We start from the raw sequence: 20,194 nt of genomic DNA, 5'->3' as shown, positions 1-20,194 counted from the left end.
TTACTCGCCTGTAGTCGGGAAATGAGGATTGCCGTCAACCGGGGATTTCACTTTGACGGTGCCGGTGGAATCATAAGCATGCACGTGATCTACCGCAGCCTTGGGATCGTTGTAAGGTAGTTTGGTGACCGGGTCTATATGTCCGCGATCCAGGCGCAACCGTTGTTTATTGGTGCTGGGACATTTCCACTTGATCGGTTCGCCGCTCGCATCCGACTTGGCAACGACAAGTCCTTTTTGCCTGGCCAGATCACGAATCTCCGTACGTGTCTTATCGGTAATATCGGCTGCCGTGATCACCGGAGGTGTCGTGAGTCCAAGTGGATCAACGCAACCTATGGGGTTCTTGCCGTACGCATAAAGATTCAGCCCACCCGCATAGCGGATCGGGTCCTTGCTGATGAACCGGCCACAGTGAGGATCATAGTAACGATAGCGGTTGTAGTGCAGCCCCGTCTCATGGTCATGGAACTGTCCCTGGAACCTGATCGGGTTACTCAGCCCGATTTTCTTTGCAATCTGCGAGTGCTCTTCGTGAGCGTTGCCGAACGCCTCGTACTGCGCACTCCAGACAATGTCGCCATGTTCATCCGTCAGCTCCAGAGGCGTCCCCAGATGATCGCATTGATACCAGGCCAACCTGTCGAACGGCACCACGGTTTGAACAGGGTTCCACAGCGGATCCTCGGCAATGTCATATTCATGCCTTTGAACCGAGGCACTGATCAAGTTGATCGGTTGTTTTATCAGCCCTTGGGCGACTGGCACGAATGACCCTGGCTCAAAAATGTAGTGCACGGTTTTACCCGTCTCTCCATCCAGCTCAGACGGCGTGCTTTCCCAAGCCAGGTTATCTCCATCCCAACCATATAGGGAGACCCCACAACCATACTCACGCTGTAACCGCGCGTGTTCAATGCGATTCCATTCAGAGCCCGCCTCGCGCTGTTGCTTGTAGTGCGCCCGGGACTTTTTACACAACCTGCGGCCCAGTGCGTCATAGATAAACTCCACGGACAGTCGGGAGTCTTCAAAGTGCGCAAGTCGGTCAAACAAATCCCAACTCAGCTGGCTATGGATACCGTCTTTCCAACGGCCAACCTGATTGCCTCGCTCATCATATTCATAGCGCGTGCCATCGTACTCACGCACAACGTTATCGAGCGTTTTCCACTGTAAAGGATCTGGATCCAGCGGACGTCGAATGCCCTTGTGTCGGGTTTCGAGCAAGTTACTGGCAGGGTCGAACGCAAACGTCTCGGTACCCAGCCGACTTGTTGCACTGAGCAAACGACTGACCGGGTCATATTGATAAGACAATGGGCCTCGCCGACTATCACTTACGCCAGTCAGTTGCCCGACAGCGTCGTAGCCGTAGTCACGCTTGAGCAGTGTCGATTTATCATCACTGCGTCCCAGCAATTGCTGAAGCAGTCGCCCGGCAGGATCCCAGCTTTGTGCCTGGAACAGTTTGTTACCTTGGTGGCGAGCGATTTCACGATGCAACTCATCGCGCTCGTATGCCACCAGATCATGCTCATCCAGACGCAGAGCCAACAAGTGACCGCTGCCATAAGTCAGCCAGCTGACCCGATGACCATCGGGACGTACCGTTGCAACGCGCTGATTGAGCACATCATATTCATGCTGCCAGATCGCGACCGAGCCTTGATCCAGAAAGAGGTAATGATGGTGCTCTCGGACGACATTGCCGGCTGGATCATGAAACCATTGCAGTCGGCTATGAGCATTGCAAGCCTGCAAGAGGTTGCCATTGCCGTCGTAATCGAAAGTCTCTGTCTGAGACTCGCCGCCTCGTTGTGCATGGCGCCTGGTCACCCGGCCCATCGGATCGAAAGTGACGCCGATGACCCGATCACCATTGACTACATTGACCATCCGCCCGCTTTCGGGGTCGTATTGATAGCGAAGGAAGCGCCCGTCAAAATCCTTCTCCGCCAACAATCGGCCGGCCGGATCATATTTAAACTCGGCACTCTGTTCGTTTTCGTTTTCCAGCGCGATGAGGCGCCCCAGACGATCCCAGCGGTACCGTAAGGTTTGCTCGGCGGCATCGACCCGCTCTGCAATCAGACCGGCATCGGTGTAACTCCATGTAGTGCAGCGATCCAGTGCGTCAACATGCGCCAATAAACGACCTTCTGCGTCGCGTTTGTAATGCTCCTCGGTATTATCCGGGTGCTTGACCCACACCAACTGCCCGGCCTCGTATCGGTACTCGATCGATTGCCCCGCCGCATCGGTGAAGCCAATCATCTGGCCAAGTTCATCATATTGCCAGGCGCTGGTCTTCCCGGAACAATCGACGTATTCCACCAGTTGTCCGGCAGCGTTGTAATCGAATTTTTTCTGGTTGCCGTCAGCATCCTTTATTGTTTTAGGCAAACCCGCAAGGGTATAGGCGTATTCGGTTTTGTTGCCCAAGGGGTCTACGGCTTCAACCAGATTGCCGACATCGTCATAACTGCGATGCCACTGCCCTCCCTCGGCGTCGCTGATCCTGATCAATTGATCCTGATCGTCATAAGCAAAATGAACTTCACTGTCATCCGCACGAATGTGCGACAGCAGGTTTCCTCGTTCGTCGTAGCTGTAACGGTCAGTCGTTCCGTCGACATGGACATGACGAATCACGTTCTTGGCATCGTCACGGAACAACCATTCAGAGCGCTCATCGCAATGACGAATGCGATACGTATAGCCAAGTATGTCGTAGTAGTGCCATGTCTCGTTTCCATGAGCATCCGTGACATAGGTCAGACGGATATTTTCATCCCATTCCAGCCGCGTATCAAAACTGCCATCGTCAGCCCACTCGCGCACGGCTTTGGCATCCGCCCCCGAACCTTGCCAATCGATGTTCATTGCGCGGCCGGTTCGATCGGCGTAACGAGTCAGCAAGTGATGACGGTACTGATATGACCAGGCGGCACTGTGTTCATCCTGTGCCAGGACAAGGTCACCCTCGCGATTGTATTGATAAGCGCAGAGCTGGCGCTCAGGAACACCATTGCGAATTTCCCAGATGCCGGTTACTCGCCCCTGGTCATCGATCATCGTGCCTAAATGACGCTGCACCTCAGAGATATCACCCTGATAAGTAATAACATCGGAAAGCACATGACTATCGCCATGCCGATGTTCGTAATGCAGCATGACGCCAGCACCGTTCCGCAGTACCGCGTTGACGAGTAAAAAACGCTGGCCGAACCGGACATAGGTTTCCTTTCGCTCAAGTCCCCGGCAAAGCAGCAGTTGATCTTCGCTGACGCGCACGACGGAAAAATTCTCGATGGCGTCGTAATGAAAGAGCCCTGATTTCGGCAGTGGATAGGCATGGCTGCGTCCATCCGTGTCATGAAACACCACAGCATCGTCAACGCAGTCAAAACGCATGGTAAAGGGAGTAATCCAGCGCGCACCAAGCATGCCGGCGTCATAGGCATCAAGCCCGGAGTGGTAGGTGCGGCTCCATTCAATCGGGAATGAGCCAGGCAGGCTGAAATCCGTATGGCTGAGGGTCTCGGTTCCCATGGCAAAACTGATACTGCGCTTGGTACCTGGCGGAACACCATTCTTGCAGCTATTGCAATTGCCTGACGCCGGCGCCTGGTGATTGCTGGCCTCAAGCCGACCTTCGCCGGCCTGGTGTTTTGCCTGAGTTGTCGTGTTCGGTTTGACGCCCGCACTTTGTCCTTGCCCACGGCGTTTACGCCAGGTCACTACAGCACCCGCGAGCATCTGCAGCAGCCAACCGATGGAGTGCTGCACGCCCGGATCGCCGAGCTTCTTCATCTGGACTCTCAGATCCGCACCCAGGGTGCGCAGCATTGATGTGTTGGTCAGGACCAGAGCCTTGGCACTGTCCGGCAGCAGATTCTTCGCTGCACTGTTGGCAACACCCTTGCCAGCGGCCTTGTATGCACTGAAAGCGGCGCCGAAGATATTGCTGATGGCGGCCTTGGGATCGTGCATCAGTTGACCACCGGCGGCACTCATCTTGGCGCTCGCCGCCTGCATATCACCTTTCGCGTCGAGCTTGCCGTTGATGACGGTCTCCAGTCCTTTGGCTATCTCGTTCACTGCTTTCTGGCCGAGCTCGCCCGCGTCGTCCAAAATGCTCGCTAGTTTGGGCTTCGCCTGCTCGACAAAGTCATCGATTGTGCCAACGATGGTGGCATTCAAATGTCCGATCAGAACTTCAATCAGCGAATCGCCCAACAACATTTTCGCGCTGTTACGCAGCTCTTGACGTACCAGCGACAACGTCGGGCGCAAAGTCATTCGCGCAGAGGCCATCGTCGGTGGAGCCGGCAATACACCGATCAGGTTGATGCCCAGACTGACCCAGTCCAATACCTGGCGTTGCTTGCTTTTGGCCAGGGTGACAACGTCCCCGAGCGCATCAACCAATGCCATGATATTGCCGACTACCGGGAGCGCTCCGGCGACGTTCTTGACCCGTTCAAGCGTGACCACACCACCACTGATCGATTGCAGCCAGGCGTCAAACCTGGCGGCACCGCGCCCGACATCCTTGATGTCGATGGTGTTCAGTGGAACGATGGCAACTTGAGGCTCACGTTTTACAACAGCATTTTCAGTGGTCATGACAGCATCTCACCGGCCAACAGGCCCGGAGTTTTCAAGGAAGGTTCAGGCAACCTCGGCGCCGGCAACCCCGGCAACTTGCCGCTCTTGCTCGCCGCACCCAGAATCCTTGATGCACTCGGCAGCGCCGCACTCGGCAGCGCCGCACTCGCCAGTTTCGGCAACCCGGCCGCCCCGCCCTGCACCGCCCCTTTCACCTGCTGCGCCGTTTGCAGTGCGCCTTGCGCCGTCTGCATCGCATTCATCCCTGCTTGCGCCATGTCCTTGCCCTTCTCCAGCACGTCCCAGTTCTTGTTCGGCAGAACCTGCGCAACCATCGCCTGCACCTGGCTCGGCACGTCTTCTGCGGCTGGCGGTTTCAGCGGCCACTCCGCTTTGCCGATGTAGCTGCCCTCACTCCAGGTGTCCGCCGGATCCTTGCCGAACAACACACGCGCGGGGCCTGGTGCAGCGCCAGAAACGCTGGCGAAACCCTTGGCGTCGAGCTTGCCCTTGATGCTTTTGCCGAGGGCGTCGATGACTTCGTAGTCGCCTTCCTTGATGCCCTGACGCCCGGCGTACTGGTTGAACAGCTCCAGATTGCCTTTGCCCGGTTTCGGCGGTTCCGGGAATACCCCGGCGAGACTTTTCGCCCCGGTGTAGGCGAAGTTCGCCGCGTGCGCGGTGTACGGGCCCGTAGTGGCGTGGGTGATGCCGCCGGCGTTGTAGGTGGTGGCGCTGCCACCGCCCTGGATCACCAGTTCGGTCTTGGCGGTGATGGTGATGCGGTCAGCATTGGCAGTGATGTTGAGTTTGGCCAGCAGGTTGATGCTGTCCTTGAGGGCCTTGACGTCGATGTCGCCGGAGGCCGCGACCAGGCGCCAGCCCATGCTCTGCACGAACAGACGCATGCCACGGCTGGCACTGGCCAGCAGGCGTTTGCCGATGGAAAAACTGGTGTGCCCGGTGCTACTCAGCGCCAGGTGTTCACCGGTGGCGATATGGCTGGAGCGCGGCGTGGTCAGGGCGATGCCGGCGGGGCTGGCGAGGACCAGATGCGGCTCGGTGAATTCAGGGAATTCATTGGCGGTCATGTTCGCCGGGCCACTGCCCAGCACACCTTGATGCTGCGCGTGCAACGCCTTGGCCACATCGTCCTGATCGCCGGCCTCTTGCGCTTGAAGCTCTTTGGCCTGAGTGGCGAAACCGTCCTGCTGATCGCTCGCGGTGGCGAGGCGCTCGGCGGTTTCCGGCAAATCCTTGTGGTGCTTCGATTCGTTAGGGCGCGGCTCGGTGGTGATCAACAGACCGGCGCCAGCACGCACCGCGCCATGGCGGTCGGTGCGCAACTCGAAACCTTCGCCACGCGGCTGCCCGCCGCTCGGGCGCGGGTGTGTCAGGTAGCCGAGGTTGATCGCACTGGCGCCGTGGTCACTGCGCAGCGCGATACTGATCTCGCTGGTGGTGTCGTCGATGCGCAGTTCGTTGGCGCGGCTGCCCTTGTATTCCTTGCTCTTGACCGTGGCCAGAGTCTTGAAGTCCGGTAGTTTGTACGGCGGCAGGTTGGCGCCGTGGTACAGGCAACCGGTGATCAGCGGCTGGTCGGGATCGCCTTCCAGGAAGGTGATCAACACCTCCATGCCGACCCGCGGAATGTTGATCGCGCCAAAGGTTTCGGCAGCCCAGTTCGAGGCCACGCGCATCCAGCAACTGGTCTTGTCGTCGTGCTCGCCTTCGCGGTCCCAGAAGAACTGCACCTTCACCCGACCGTACTGGTCGCAGTAGATCTCTTCGCCCTCAGGGCCGCAGACCACGGCGCTCTGGGTGCCGAGGACTTTTGGTTTCGGGTGGTCGAGCGGCGGCCGGTACGGCACGTCCCACGGGATCGCATTGAAGCGGTTGCGGTAGCCCTGGTGGAAATCGTCCTTGTTGTCGGTGGTGTCGCTGGTCACCGACTCTTCCAGCACTTGCGGCTGTTTGCCTTCGTGGAAGATCTCGGTGAGCAGCCACAGATCGTTCCAGGTCGGGTTGGCGTGTTCGGTCAGGGCGAGGTAATGCCCGCTGACCAAAATCGGCTGATCGCTGTTGCCCTCGGCCAGACGATAGTCGCTGCGATGGCGTTCCAGTGCGCGATTGGCCAGGTGCTTGCCGCGCTCGCGATCTACGAAACGCCCCGGGTAATCGTAATCTTCCAGATCCGGCTGAGCGCTGCTCTTGGCATCGCTTTCGAGCTCGATCTTCGGTTTGACGAAGTCGTAATCACGCCGCGTGGTGCGGCTGGTGCGCGTGACCAGGCGCAGACCGAAACGCTTGACCACCGGTTGATCGGCGACCAGTCCAGAGTCCTGCTGATAAGCCACTGGCGCCAGTTTCGGAAACACCGTCTGATCATCGCCGAACATCAGTTTGTGGCCGCTGGCGGTGTGCTGAAAGTGGTAGTGAATCCCCTCCTCCTCACACAGGCGCTGGACGAAATGCAGATCGCTTTCGTCGTACTGCACGCAGTAGATGCGCTCCGGATAAATCGCGCTCAGTTGGAAGTGATAGTCACTGGCGAGAATGCCGTGTTCTTCCAGCACCTTGCTGATGATCTGTTGCACGGTCATCTGCTGGAAGATGCGCTGGTTGACCCGATGCGCGAGGTACGACAGCTGCGGGCGCAGGGAGATTTTATAGCGGGTCAGGCGCTTACCGGCCTCGCCCTGGGCGATGCTGTAGATCAGCCCGTGAATCCCCGTGCCGCTGGGCGACAGCTGCAGGAACGCGAGTTTGTGCAGCAGGCTTTCGAGGTTGATCGAGGCTTTCTCACTGACCAGTTCCAGCTCAAACTCGAAGGGGGTGTTGAGCGCCTCTTTCCCGGTGAACGACAGCACCTGGAAATCGCTGTCCGCGCCATCGATGGTCAGATTGAAATGAGGCTGATTGGCCGGTGAGAACATCCCTTGTTCCTCGCGCAATGCTGCGACGGGCGCCATTCCATGAAGCGTGGCGCACGCAAAAAATTCTGTTAAGAGCAGCCCCGGCCAGCCGCACTGGCCGGGGCAGTACAACCATCAGTCGCGATTAAACGACTGGAGCACGCCAGTCATCGGAACCCGAAGTACCGGAGACTTCGTGGGTCCAGGTGATTTTGCGGTAGGTGAACTGCACTTCTTCCAGGTGGGTGAAGTGGGCGTTCGACGGGTCCTGGCAGTTGTGCATCTTGTTGTTGATGGCGACGATGATCGCGTCTTCCAGTTTGGTGGTGTAGTAGTGCTCTTGAGTACCTTGAGCCGAAGTGCGGTACCACTGGATAACGATTTCGCTCATGCGCTCGCCGGAAGTCAGCGCCGCTTGCAGCAGAGGCGAAGCCTTATCGTAGACCTTGGTGATGACCACTGGCTTATGCACACGCTGACCGGTTGGCTGACCGGATTGCGGATCACGCGGGATGATCACGTCGTGGGTGAAGGCCTGAACCATGACCTGGTCTTCGTGACCTTCCTGGAAGGTGTTACCCACGGAGTCGGCGGTGAACGCGCCGGCAGTGATCAGACCTTGTTTTTCGCCAGTGACGGACATGTACGCTGGTGTTGCCATGGGGATGCTCTCCTTGCTCGAAAAATACACAACCGACAAGCACCATTGCCTGTCCGGGTGTCTGCTCGGATATCAGTTCCGTGCCAGCTATCACCTAGCCATTATGGATCAAGGGGTTGGCGGCAATGCCTTTGCGTTTAGGCGTTTAAAATTTCGATAAACAGAAAAAAGTGCGCAAGAAGTTGCGCAGTACTGTGCAAGTTCTTGCGCACTTGGCTGAAGGGCACGGTTTATAAGGGTTTCAAGTAGATTCTCGGGTGAAATCCGTGAAACTACTGCGCAACTTTTTGCGCAGTGGTGATGTTTAGATTTTCGACGCTGACAACGCCACCTGCAGTTGACGATAAGCGTCGACCAACTGCTGAAGATTGAACGCGAGGTTCCTCCCGCTCGGGTTCGGCAACACCCACACGTGCGCGCCACCGAAGGTCTTCGCCTGCGGCCCCCACGCCACCACCTTCTGCCCCGTCAACGCCGCATATGCAGCCTTGCCGAGAAACGCCACAAAGCGCGGCGCATGGCGGGTGATCTTCTGCTCAAAGCTCAGGGCGGCAGCGGCGAACTCTTGCGCCGCCAATTGATCCGCCCGCGCCGTCGGCCGCTCGACCACCGCCGTCAAGCCGCAGCCAAATTGCAGGATGCTTCGATCCTCCTCCGCCGGCACCTCATGCGGGGTGAACCCGGCCAAGTGCAAGGTGCGCCAGAAGCGATTACTGCGCCCGGCAAAATGATGCCCCTGCGCCGCCGCGAGCAATCCCGGATTGATCCCGCAGAACACCACCGAAAGCCCCGGCGCCAGAATGTCTTCAAGCCCTTCACCCGCCATGCGCCCGCCCTCATTCGCAAACATTTGCACCACCACCCACGGCAAACCCTAGAATGGCCATCCCAGCCACAGAGCCAAGCACAACGATGGACGTTATTCAGACCCTGCGCTGCTTCGTCGCCGTGGCCCAGAGCGGCAGCTTCACCGCTGCGGCCGACGTGCTCGACACCACCACGACCAACGTCTCCAAAGCCGTCTCCAGCCTCGAAGCCCGGCTGCACACGCGCCTGATCAACCGCACCACTCGCCGCCTCGCCCTGACCGAAGCCGGCGTGCGTTATTTGCAGCGCGCCGAGAAAATTCTCGATGACCTGCGCGAGGCCGATGACGAAGCCGGCACCGCGCAGACCTTGCCGGTCGGGCGTCTGAAGATCCACGCCATGGCCGCCATCGGCAACCACTATGTGATCAATGCGATCGCCCGCTACCGCGAAATTCACCCCACGGTGATGTTCGACCTGACCCTGAGCAATCGCCTGCCCGACCTGCTCGAAGAAAGCTACGACATGTCGATCGTCCTCGCCCGCGACCTGCCGGATTCCGGCTTCGTCGCGCAACGCCTGGGCACTACTTACAGCATCCTCTGCGCCTCACCGGCGTACCTGGCCAAACACGGCCACCCCGCCACACCCGCCGACCTCGCCGCGCACGACTGCCTGCGCATCGTCAACACGGTGATGCCCGCAGACAACTGGGTGTTCGAAGGGCCTCAAGGCATGGAAACCCAGAATATCCCCGACTCCCCTTTCCACATCAACACCGCCGACGGCATGGCCACGGCGATCAGAAATGGCATGGGCATCGGCATTCAGCCGCTGGCATCAGCCGTCGAAGGATTGGTCGGAGGCACACTGGTGCGGGTACTGCCGCAGTACCGCCTGGAGGAATACAACCTGTTCGCGATCTACCCGTCGCGCAAATTCGTCGACGCCAAAATCAAGACCTGGGTGGAGTTCCTGAAAACCGCCATCCCGCAACTGTTGGCATCGGATGAAGACATGGCTGGGGCCAAGCAACTCGCTGATGCTTAGTGCCGCAGACCTGGAGTGTCGACCCTCCAGCACCGGCATCGACCATTAACCGTTAGAGCAACCGCTGCCCATCACTTGGTATTGCACGACGTGTTGCGCGCCGGTTGAGTCGTCATAAGTCATCTGCACCGGCACCGCGCCGCACTGATTGGCAGTGTCGGAGATCGACACCACGTGAGCGATGTCGAGTTGGCTGGCGGAGTTGTACGCCTCGACTTGTGCGGTTTCATCCGCCGCAAAGACTTGCGCGCCGATACCGCCTAGGGCCAGAAGAAGAGCGATTTTTGCAAGTTTCATGATGTTCACCGTCTCGTGGGGAACCGTGTTTGTTCACGGAGTGGAGACGATGTTAGGGGTTCAAGCGCACGGCAAAAATCGGTCGGCTGGACAAACACTGTGTCCAGAATGGTGATGAATAAGTCCAGACACCGTGGGTGCCCTTTTCGCGAGCAGGCTCACTCCTACAGTGGATTTTGCAGTGCTCACGAATGTTGTGGCGGGCGCAAAACCTGTAGGAGTGAGCCTGCTCGCGAGAGAGTGTCAGATTTTTTGTGTGCGGGCCGGTAATGGCCTGCCGTCAGGCAGGCCTTCATTTCACCAGTTCGGCCTGATGAATCGGTCTCCATATAAAACCGCAAACTGATTCATGGCGCTTTTCCAGTCATGGGCGGCGCTGCCCCAGTTGGCGGTGATGTTTTTCAGCGCCAGCCAGATCAGTTTTGTCGCCGCCTCATCGGTTGGAAAGTGGCCTCTTGTCTTGATGATCTTGCGTAACTGCGAATTGATGCTTTCGATCGCGTTGGTGGTGTAGATCACTTTGCGTATCGCGGGTGGGAACACGAAAAATGGGATAACCCGCTCCCAGGCGCGTCTCCAAGCCGCCGCTATCGTCGGATACTGCTTGCCCCACGGCCCCGCTTCGAAGGCGTCCAGAGCCTGTTCGGCGACATCGGCATTGAGAGCTTGATAAATCGGCTTAAGGGCCTTGGCCAGTTCACGGCGCTTGTCCCACGCCGCGTAATCAAGGCTGTTGCGGATCAAATGGACGATGCATGTCTGCAGCGTTGTCTCTGGAAACACCGCACTCAAAGCCTCCGGCATACCTTTGAGCCCGTCAGTTACCGCGATCAGCACGTCTTCGACGCCCCGGGTTTTGAGGTCATTGAAGACCTTCATCCAGAACTTGGCACCTTCAGTGTTCTCGATCCAGATCCCCAAAATATCTCGGGTCCCATCCGGCAGCACGCCCAGAGCCAAGTAGATGGCCTTATTGCGAACCACGCCTTCGTCACGGATCTTGACCCGCAGAGCATCGAAGAAAATGACCGGATACATGGGCTCAAGCGGGCGTTGCTGCCAGGTACTGACTTCCTCCAGAACCGCATCGGTGACGGAGCTGATGAAGTCATGAGAGACATCTGTGCCGTACTGTTCCGAGAGGAAAGCACGAATCTCGCGAACGCTCATGCCACGGGCATACATGGCGATGATTTTGTCGTCGAAACCCGTGAAACGGCGCTCGTGCTTGGGGATCAGGATCGGGGCGAAACTGCCGTCGCGGTCTCTGGGAATATCCAGACGCAACGGGCCGTCTTCGGTCAGCACGGTCTTGCTGCTTCTGCCATTACGCTGATTACTCGAATCCTCAGGGCGCTCCGCGCCCTGAGGATAACCAAGGTGGTGCCCCATCTCGGCGCCAAGGGCTCGCTCGATCAGCGCTTTCTTAAACGCCATCGCGGCATCCTGAATAGCGTCGGCACTCATCGGGCCGCTGACGAACTGGTCGATCAGCTCTTGGGGAATGGAAGGAAGGTCACGCTGGGCCTCTCGGGCCGGTCTCTTTTTGGTCGGCATACATGCACCTCTGCGACATGTTATGCCCGAACACAAAATTTATGACACTCCCGCTCGCGATGGCGCCAGCCCAGTCAACAAAGAACCCGAGACGACCGCCAGCGACCAGACAACACAAAACCCATGCCGAGAGGTTTAGCGATACGTCGCACCGTCCCGATGGGCCGCGAATCGGCCCCAAACCCCAAACTCACCTACTCCAACCCAAGCCCCGCACGCCCCATCGAATTCAGACGCTCCACCGGAAAACGCTCCACCCACGCCCGCTCATAATCCTCCCGCGGAAAATCATCCGGCGACGCCCCCTGCTCAAACGCCCTGAACACATCCCGCGCATAGCGCAGATTCTTCGCACACATCGGCGCCGCCGGCACGTACATCACGTTGCCCCAGCCCTGCTGATTCTCCACCGGCGCGACGCTATGGATCACATCGCAATGCCACCAAACCGAATCGCCGGCCTGCACATCCGGAATCGGACTTAGCCCCTCGATCAGCAGCGGATGCCATTGCCGCGATACCGGCAGCACCTTGCCCGGCGCCACCCCACACAACTCGTCTTCGGGCACGTCATCGAGCAGCGGCCGCAGCAGCAGGTACGCCATCGCCGTGGGGATCGGCAGGGTGTGCAGCACGCCTTGATCGGCCTGCATGTCCGACAGCGCAGTCCAGCCCTGAAACGTGCGAAACGCCGAACACTTCACCGTGTCCTTGTAGGCGTATTCATCCACCTCGGTACGAAACGCCGCATCCCACGGGTCGTAGGCCGCGAAGTCGTTGCTGTAGATTTTGTCGAAGACCTTCAAATACGCCGGATGCAGCCAGCGCTCCAGCGCCCCGGAATCGGTGTGCGGGCCAAGGCCTTTCGAGTGCGTGCCCGGCGGACGCCGACGTACCCGATCCGGATACAGCGCGTTGATGTCCGGATTGAACCAGTCCTGACCGTGCGAATGAGTCTTCCACAACCGATTGAGAAACGCCTGCGCCGTGCCCATCCGCTCATGCTGGCGCAACTGCATTTGCGCCGCCGACCAATAGATCGGAAAAATCTCCGGCCGCGACGCCTCAAGATTGCCGAAAAACTGGTCGGCCGGCCCACGGTAAAACGCATCGAACCGGTTCTTGTCGAGGTAATCCAGTAACCCCTGGTCCCACTGCAACACCTGCTCGCGGGGGAAGTGATTGCGGATCACCACGCAACCGCGACGCTTGATCAACGCCAGTTGCTCGGCAGTCACTGTGCCAGCGGCGATGTCAGCGAACTCCAGCACCGGCCAGCCCGACCCGGTCTGCGCCTCCTGGGCTTTGATCGACGCAATCTCGCCGGCAATAAACTCACTGACCTCGGCAAACAGCCCCTGCACATCGCCGATCTGCGCGCGCAAGGTGCGTTTCATTTTGACGATACTTTCGCGGTAATTCTCCGGAAGCGTTGCGCTCTCGAATGCCTGGTATTTGCTCATCGGGGGACCTGCAGACCTTGTTGTTGGTGCAGGTATGGGACCACTTCCGATGGTGTCGGCGGCAGCCTGATTTGCCGCGTCAAGTAATACGATTGTGGCGTTGTAGCGGCGCGCTGCTTACTGAAAGTGATGACCGTGCTGACGACGAAACTCCGAAGGCGTCAGCCCCTTCAACGCCTTGAACTGCCGATTGAACAGCGCCAGCGACGAGTACCCTACTTCGTCGGCAATCAGCGAAACCGTCGTATTCCCCTGCATCAACAACGCACAGGCGTGTCCGACTCTTAGCCGTACGATGTAGTCCAACGCCGTGCAGCGCGTATGACGGCGGAACATCCGATGGAACGCCGACACACTGACGCACGCCATCACGGCCAACGCTGGAATGCTGATGGCCTGGGCGTAGTGACCATGCAAATAATCCAGAACCCGGTGGATGCGCGGGTCTTCAACAATCTGGCTGCCAGCCTGCGAGTCCGACGCAGAGAGGATTCGCCTGGCATCGACGTCCCGCGTCAGTTTGCTCAACACGGTCAACAGCGCGATCAAACGCTCGGCCGGCTCCTGCTCAACCATCGCCTCGATCAGTGGCCGAATCTCCCGCGACGCTGCCGCACTGAAACTCAACGCCTGCCGCGCCGCCACAAGTAATTGCCGCAGCGACCCCATCTCCGGAAACAACGTCACCAGCGACTCCGCCCACGCCGCCGAAAACCAGATCACCAACGCCACATGCGGTTGCCCGGCGTCGACCCGCTCCGCCGACGACCAGCTATGCGGCACATTCGGCCCGACCAGAATCAGATCGCCGTCATCGTAAGCCGCGACGTCATTGCCGATATAGCGATGGCCACGACTGTTCAAGGTCAGCGTCAGTTCGTACTCGGGGTGGTGGTGCCACTCAAACGGAATTGCCCCTGGCAGGCGCCGGTTCAGCAGCGTCCAGGAGGCAGTGGCTTCGGTGGGGATTTTTTCGAAACTGGGTTTCATGGTGGACGATTCTGCTCTGTGGCGTGGGAGGCACGCCCCGATCGTATCACTCTGTTTACAACGGCAACGGTCGATCCTGCACCACGCGCTTCATCACCAGCGTCGAGGTCAGCCGCTGCACATTCGGCAAAGTCGAAAGGCACTCGTCATACAGGCGCTGAAACGCTGGCAAATCCTGAGCGATGACGTGCAGCAAATAATCCGGTTCGCCGAACAACCGTTGCGCATCCACCACCTGCGGAATCTCCACCAGCGCCGCCTCGAACGCCTCCACCGCTTGCCGGTCGCCTTCGCGCAACGTGGCGAAGACCATCGCGGAAAAGTTCAGGCCCAGCGCGGCGGGGTCGAGTTTTGCCCGGTAGCCGAGCAGCACCCCGGACTCTTCCAGCGCCCGCACGCGGCGGTGGCAGGGTGAAAGGCTCAGGCCCACGCGATCGGCCAGTTCGGTGACCGACAGCCGACCATCCTTTTGCAGCTCAGCAAGAATCTTCCGATCAGTTCTGTCCACGCAATAAAACCTTCTAATCTGATGCGCCATGACGACCATCTTTGGAAAAATATTCTAGCCGAGTTTGCTTATTCTCCCTCAACCAAAAACTGCCGCACCGCTGCAACCGGCGCGGCACTTGATTGATGGAAAACCAACATGAGCAAAGCAACGCCACGTCAACGGCCATGGGTGACGCCATGACCTTCAGCGTATTCGCCGCTTTCTGGGCGGTATCGATTCTGTTTGTGATCACCCCCGGCGCCGACTGGGCCTACGCGATTTCCGCAGGCTTGAAGCACCGCGTCGTACTCCCCGCCGTGGGCGGTCTGCTGTCCGGGCACTTACTCGCGACGCTGATTGTGGCGGCCGGGGTAGGCACGCTGATCGCCGGACATCCGCTGGCCCTGACAGCACTGACCGTAGCCGGCGCCGGTTACCTGCTGTGGCTGGGCGCCAATCTGTTCGCCCGCCCTTCCACTCTGCACGCCGCAGCGAGCCAGACCAGCGACTCATGGGCGCGCTGGGCCTTGAAGGGTCTTTGCGTGAGCGGGCTCAACCCGAAAGTGTTCTTGCTGTTTCTCGCCCTGTTGCCGCAATTCACCGACGCCGGCGCGCCGTGGCCCGTGCCGCTGCAAATGGTCGCGCTCGGCCTGGTGCATACCGCCAGTTGCGCGGTGATCTATCTGCTGGTCGGGTTTGGCTCACAGGTGGTACTGCGCGCCCGGCCTGCAGCGGCACGCAGGGTCAGTCGAGTTTCAGGGCTGATCATGATTGCGATTGCGCTGGGGCTGCTGATCGAACAGCTGCACGCCTGATTCTTCCTCCTGACGAGATCTGCCAATGACCGAACACACCTCACCCTACGACACCACTGCCCTAACCAAGCCGGCAACACGCCTGCGCATCCCGCAGCTCAAACAGATGAAAGTCGAAGGGCGCAAATGGGCGATGCTGACCGCGTACGACATGTACAGCGCAGTAATTTTCGAGGACGCCGGCATTCCCGTCCTGCTGGTCGGCGACTCAGCGTCCAACAACGTGTTTGGCAACGACTCGACCTTGGCCGTGACCGTCGACGAACTGCTCCCGCTGGTGCGCGCCGTCACCCGATCAACCCGGCGGGCCTTGGTCATCGCCGACCTGCCCTTCGGCTCGTACCAGGTTTCACCCGAACAATGCCTGCAAACCGCCGTGCGTTTCATGAAGGAGGCTGGCGCCCATGCGGTGAAGATCGAGGGCGGTGTCGAATTGCTGCCACACATCGCCAAGCTCAGCGTCTCGGGCATCCCGGTCATGGCCCACATCGGTTTCACCCCGCAGATGGAACATCAATTGGGCGGCTATCGTGTACAAGGTCGGGGCGAAGACGGGCAGCGCCTGATCGACAGCGCCAAAGCGCTGGAAGCCGCCGGCGCGTTCGCCCTGCTGATCGAAATGGTGCCCGGCGACGTTGGCGCAGCGATCACTCAAGCGGTGGCGATCCCCACTGTGGGCATCGGCGCCGGCAATCAGTGCGACGCGCAAGTGCTGGTCTGGCAAGACATGGCCGGCCTGCGCCAGGGACGTCTGCCGCGCTTCGTCAAACAGTACGCCGACCTGCGCAGCGTCCTGCAAACGGCGGCCAGAGACTTCGCCGACGACGTACAGGCCGGCACCTTCCCCGGCCCCGAACACACCTTTTAACCAACCGCCAGCAGCAGGAGGCCCCCATGCAAACCCCGAGACAACGCGCCGCCGAAGGCCTCAAGGTGGGCGACCGCTTCAACGTCGTCCGCCGTTTCACACCCGACGACGTCCATCACTTCGCGCAACTGTCCCGCGACTACAACCCCGTCCACTGCGACGCGCACTATGCGCAACTGCGAGCATTCAAAGCGCCGATCACCCACGGCCTGCTCACGGCCAGCCTGATGACCGAAATCGGCGGCCAGATCGGCTGGCTCGCCACCGGCATGAACCTCCAGTTCAAGCGCCCCGTCTATCCCGGCGAAACCATCACCTGCCACTGGCTCATCACCAGCATCGACGAGCGAGGCCACGCAACAGCCGAAGTCAGCGTCTTCAACGAACAACACATCACCGTGCTCGAAGCTATCACCACCGGCGTCCTGCCCGGCGCGCCAGAACGCGAATACATGAAACACATGCTGGCCGAGGGCGACCCTACCAATGGCGCGCGATGACGCGTTTAAACAGAGTTGTTTATATGACACCCGGTGTTACGTCCCCAAGGCTACAACGCCTTGCGCCATTGCCTACGACTACGCCAGAATCCGCCGGCTTGTGCGCCTAGAGTGCGGGTTCTATCGTGGGTCGGTCGCTGATAAAGCAGCGATCGGGTTTGGTAGCCCGGTTTCACACATGGCGCAAAACGTCACCTTACGCAGATGCCTTCTGGCGCCTGTGTTTTATGGTGGCCATGCGCAGGGCGCTTTCGAGCGCGCCGGTTTTTCCATGTGTGCCGGTCTACCAACCTTCGTAATGGCCACCACCCTCGTTTGGTAGCGAATGTGATGGTTCCCTTAGCCACATATGGAGCGTCACTATGTTCAAGGTCACACCAAACCCACCCGTAACCGAAACGGTCTCACCCTACGAATCCTCCGATTCCCGAAAACTCAGCGAAGCCGCCGAACGCGCCCTCGACCACTACCTGAACCCCGCCAGCCAAATCATGGCCACGCCCTACACACCCAACGCCATGTTCCTGGCCAACCCCAAAATCGCCACCGAGGAATTGCTGGCGAACGCCAGTGAATCACTGGGTTCGGCAACGGTGATGTTGGGGGATGTGGCCGCGCTGGTGGAGGGGCCGATTCGCAAGACGCTGCTGGGCATTGCGCAGGTGGTGATGCTGGGGGAACTGGCGGTGAATCAGGCGTTGGATAATGTTGTGCCGACGGCATAACGAACGCTCCCTCCTTGGCGGCGTTAAATAGGTCGCCACGGAGGGACTAACTAGAAACAGGAACGCGTTAGGCATCTGCCTTCAGGACGAACCGATAGGCGAATTCTCAGATTCCCAACATCTCGCTCCGAAAGCTCAAGATCGCCCTGCTATGGTTTGCAGCCTGCCTCTATGCCAGACTTCGACTGCCGTTACTTCTACAAGGATGTTCAAGATGTCGGGCAAACCTGCCGCTCGTATTACCGATCCCACGTCCTGCCCACTACCAGGGCACGGAGTCAACCCAATAGCCTCTGGGTCTCCAGACGTTTTCTTCGATGGCTTGGCTGCCGCACGACAGACTGACAAGAGCGCATGTGGAAGCGCAATTGTCGGAGACGTCGCCTCCACGGTTCTCATCAATGGCTTGCCCGCAGCAACCTTGGGTAGCACGGGGGCTCATGGCAACAATGTCATCAGTGGCTCCGGTACCGTAATCATTGGCAATTCGCATACTCCCGCGCCGTTTACGCCTCCACTGCCGTTAGTCCTGCCTAATACCTTTGGTCAATCATTCAGCGTGCTCAATAGCGAGACCGGTGAGCCATTGGCACTCAGGGATTTTGTTGCAACCATCGACGGGGTAAAAATCACGGGCGTCACGGATGCAAGTGGAGTTGCTCACGTAAAGGCGCCATCGAAAGACTCAAAAATCTCTCTGCACGTCATATTTAATGCTCCGGCAAGAACACTCGACGAACTGTCGGAGGGGCAGTAATGGCTGACAATTTCTCAACGAAAGCGACCGCTCAAAAAATCAGACCCGGCGAGTTCATGTGCCCCATCCCGGTAAAAGTCGATGATCGTGCGGCGACACGCGAAGCGATCATTCAAAGCTTTCGAAAGGCAGGTGGCGTCTTTACCGAACGCTCTAGTTGGGGAGCGGCCAAGGCCAAACCTGACATGGAAAAGGATTGGGACTATTCAATGATTGCTCTGCATCATGCCGGGCGCTCATACGAATGCACTCCAGGCGGAAGCAAGCAGATGAAAGGCGTTCAATCCCATCACATGGGTAACGGCTTTGACGATATCGGCTACCACTATGGGATCGCTTGCGACGGAACGGTTCTCGAAGGCCGTGACATCAGGTTTCTAGGGTCGAACGTTCACCTGTTCAACACAGGCGTGATCGGAATAGTGCTTCTGGAAAACCTGACTACTGCAGAGGAAGGCGGAGACATCGTTGCGAAAGGCAGGGAAACCCTGGAGTACTTCGGGGTTAGCACAACAAATGTCATACCTGCGGCACAGATTGACTCGTTACTGCGATTGATCAAAGTGCTTAAAGACGTTTTTCTGATCAAGAATTTTGGCGGCCACCGGGAGTACCCCGGCCAAGTGAGTGAAGGGAAAATCTGCCCCGGCAACATTGGCATGGAGCTTGTCAGAAACATCCGCACCAAGACCGGACTTCTCCCACCACCGAAGCCAGGCGCGGAATGAAATATTTTATATTTGCAGGATTGGTCTCGCTTTTAATCATCCTGAACGTGGGCTTCTATAACGAAGTATCTGATGGTGAGGTCAATCGAGTTTTCTTCATTAAGAAGGATCCAAGCATGCGTGTGAAATTTACAAACATCCATGCAAACGATGGGAATTACCGTCGAGTAGAAAAACTCACGAACGAGCAAAGGCAGGACATCATTGACTATTGCAAATACAGATTAGGTATTGACACAAAAGTGTCAACACAAGCTGAAATTGAAATGTGCGCAAAGAGATAAAACAAGACAAGCCGAATAACTGGATGTTCATTCAACCTGTTCAGGAAGCAAAATCAGCGCTCGATCTGATTTTTGATTCCATCAATGGTATTTTCGGCCAATGAATCTATATCGCGGCTTCGTTTACCTGACATTACTTCTCTGCGCTGGCTGTGTAAAAACAGCCAACATCCCGCCCGCCGACCTTACTTTATCGTCTTTCGAATTAGGACCGAATAATCTTTTTACTGTGAAATTCACTTCAACAGTAGATTTGGCTAGCGCATTCAATGATTTCGAGAACTCTAATCAGCTCACGCCAACGCTGATCTGCTCACTAGACGGCGATATGGATTTTTCGTCCAAGCATTCAATCAATATAAAGGCTGAAGGCCTGGTGAATGCGAGCAGCCAAACCAGACCAAATTACACTTTCACCTCAGAGCTTGTTTTCTACAACGCTAGACCCTACGGGACGCAACTCGATCTGAATGATTACGAAGCCGTCCGACCGCTACTAGCCAATAAAGCTTTCATACCCTGCAAGGTACGCATTACCGCGTATGGATATAAAACCTATTACACAAAGTCATTGATCATTCCAACCACGAAAATGACAGAACAGATATTTAAGAAGCCTTAGATAAAACCTAAGCAAGAACAACCTGAAGTATCTGACTGCTGCTGGATATAC

At 58.0% G+C, this 20,194-nt stretch carries 17 protein-coding genes; 8 read left to right on the top strand and 9 right to left on the bottom strand.

The features are described 5' to 3' along the window. The 4 genes from ACOYXI_RS03540 to mug form a co-directional block, all read right to left on the bottom strand. Entirely contained in the window at positions 1-4,632 is a 4,632-nt protein-coding gene (locus ACOYXI_RS03540; RefSeq protein WP_461674321.1) for an RHS repeat-associated core domain-containing protein, read from the bottom strand. Next, a complete protein-coding gene (locus ACOYXI_RS03535) occupies positions 4,629-7,550 on the bottom strand; it encodes a type VI secretion system Vgr family protein (protein ID WP_461674320.1) in 2,922 nt (973 codons plus the stop codon). Before ACOYXI_RS03535 ends, ACOYXI_RS03540 begins: the two co-directional genes overlap by 4 nt. Before the next feature lie 124 nt (positions 7,551-7,674). Then, entirely contained in the window at positions 7,675-8,190 is a 516-nt protein-coding gene (locus ACOYXI_RS03530; RefSeq protein ID WP_027613808.1) for an Hcp family type VI secretion system effector, read from the bottom strand. A gap of 304 nt (positions 8,191-8,494) precedes the next feature. Then, complete coding sequence (mug, locus tag ACOYXI_RS03525) at positions 8,495-9,016, bottom strand: G/U mismatch-specific DNA glycosylase (protein ID WP_461675539.1); 522 nt, start codon at positions 9,014-9,016, stop codon at positions 8,495-8,497. Between the two features lie 86 nt (positions 9,017-9,102). Between mug and ACOYXI_RS03520 the strand changes: the two genes are divergently transcribed. Beyond that, entirely contained in the window at positions 9,103-10,047 is a 945-nt protein-coding gene (locus ACOYXI_RS03520; RefSeq protein ID WP_210559175.1) for a LysR family transcriptional regulator, read from the top strand. Positions 10,048-10,092: 45 nt separating this feature from the next. On the opposite strand, the gene ACOYXI_RS03515 is transcribed toward ACOYXI_RS03520, so the two are convergent. The 5 genes from ACOYXI_RS03515 to ACOYXI_RS03495 all read right to left on the bottom strand — a co-directional run bounded on the left by ACOYXI_RS03515 (position 10,093) and on the right by ACOYXI_RS03495 (position 14,862). Continuing rightward, positions 10,093-10,344: a DUF2790 domain-containing protein gene (locus tag ACOYXI_RS03515; RefSeq protein ID WP_461674319.1), complete on the bottom strand. Its 252-nt coding sequence runs from the start codon at positions 10,342-10,344 to the stop codon at positions 10,093-10,095. A gap of 297 nt (positions 10,345-10,641) precedes the next feature. Continuing rightward, positions 10,642-11,901 (bottom strand): IS256 family transposase, encoded by a 1,260-nt coding sequence (locus ACOYXI_RS03510; protein WP_134785609.1) that lies wholly within the window; start codon positions 11,899-11,901, stop codon positions 10,642-10,644. Between the two features lie 194 nt (positions 11,902-12,095). Continuing rightward, positions 12,096-13,364, bottom strand: a complete 1,269-nt coding sequence (locus tag ACOYXI_RS03505; protein ID WP_134786168.1) for a DUF1479 domain-containing protein — start codon at positions 13,362-13,364, stop codon at positions 12,096-12,098. Positions 13,365-13,481: 117 nt separating this feature from the next. Further along, positions 13,482-14,354, bottom strand: a complete 873-nt coding sequence (locus ACOYXI_RS03500; protein ID WP_134786167.1) for a helix-turn-helix domain-containing protein — start codon at positions 14,352-14,354, stop codon at positions 13,482-13,484. A gap of 55 nt (positions 14,355-14,409) precedes the next feature. Continuing rightward, positions 14,410-14,862 carry an Lrp/AsnC family transcriptional regulator gene (locus tag ACOYXI_RS03495; RefSeq protein WP_045122414.1) on the bottom strand — a complete coding sequence of 151 codons (453 nt, stop codon included), beginning with the start codon at positions 14,860-14,862 and terminating at the stop codon, positions 14,410-14,412. Between the two features lie 179 nt (positions 14,863-15,041). Between ACOYXI_RS03495 and ACOYXI_RS03490 the strand changes: the two genes are divergently transcribed. From ACOYXI_RS03490 to ACOYXI_RS03460, 7 genes are all read left to right on the top strand, one after another. Then, a complete protein-coding gene (locus ACOYXI_RS03490) occupies positions 15,042-15,659 on the top strand; it encodes a LysE family translocator (RefSeq protein ID WP_461675538.1) in 618 nt (205 codons plus the stop codon). 25 nt (positions 15,660-15,684) lie between these two features. Continuing rightward, a complete protein-coding gene (panB, locus tag ACOYXI_RS03485; RefSeq protein WP_003224363.1) occupies positions 15,685-16,527 on the top strand; it encodes a 3-methyl-2-oxobutanoate hydroxymethyltransferase in 843 nt (280 codons plus the stop codon). Positions 16,528-16,553: 26 nt separating this feature from the next. Next, positions 16,554-17,027 carry a MaoC family dehydratase gene (locus ACOYXI_RS03480; RefSeq protein WP_098968367.1) on the top strand — a complete coding sequence of 158 codons (474 nt, stop codon included), beginning with the start codon at positions 16,554-16,556 and terminating at the stop codon, positions 17,025-17,027. 362 nt (positions 17,028-17,389) lie between these two features. After that, on the top strand, positions 17,390-17,752 hold the full coding sequence (locus ACOYXI_RS03475) for a DUF6124 family protein (protein WP_134786166.1): 363 nt from the start codon (positions 17,390-17,392) through the stop codon (positions 17,750-17,752). A 214-nt stretch (positions 17,753-17,966) separates the two neighbouring features. Beyond that, positions 17,967-18,509 (top strand): PAAR domain-containing protein, encoded by a 543-nt coding sequence (locus ACOYXI_RS03470; RefSeq protein ID WP_461674318.1) that lies wholly within the window; start codon positions 17,967-17,969, stop codon positions 18,507-18,509. Next, the gene (locus ACOYXI_RS03465) at positions 18,509-19,237 is read left to right on the top strand and encodes a peptidoglycan recognition protein family protein (RefSeq protein ID WP_461674317.1); all 729 of its coding nucleotides are present in this window, start codon (positions 18,509-18,511) and stop codon (positions 19,235-19,237) included. Before ACOYXI_RS03470 ends, ACOYXI_RS03465 begins: the two co-directional genes overlap by 1 nt. A 384-nt stretch (positions 19,238-19,621) precedes the next feature. After that, entirely contained in the window at positions 19,622-20,143 is a 522-nt protein-coding gene (locus tag ACOYXI_RS03460) for a hypothetical protein (RefSeq protein WP_098968361.1), read from the top strand. The last annotated feature ends 51 nt before the right edge of the window (positions 20,144-20,194 follow it).

Source organism: Pseudomonas sp. G3-19 (assembly GCF_054855875.1).
This window is presented reverse-complemented; position numbering and strand designations above follow the sequence as displayed.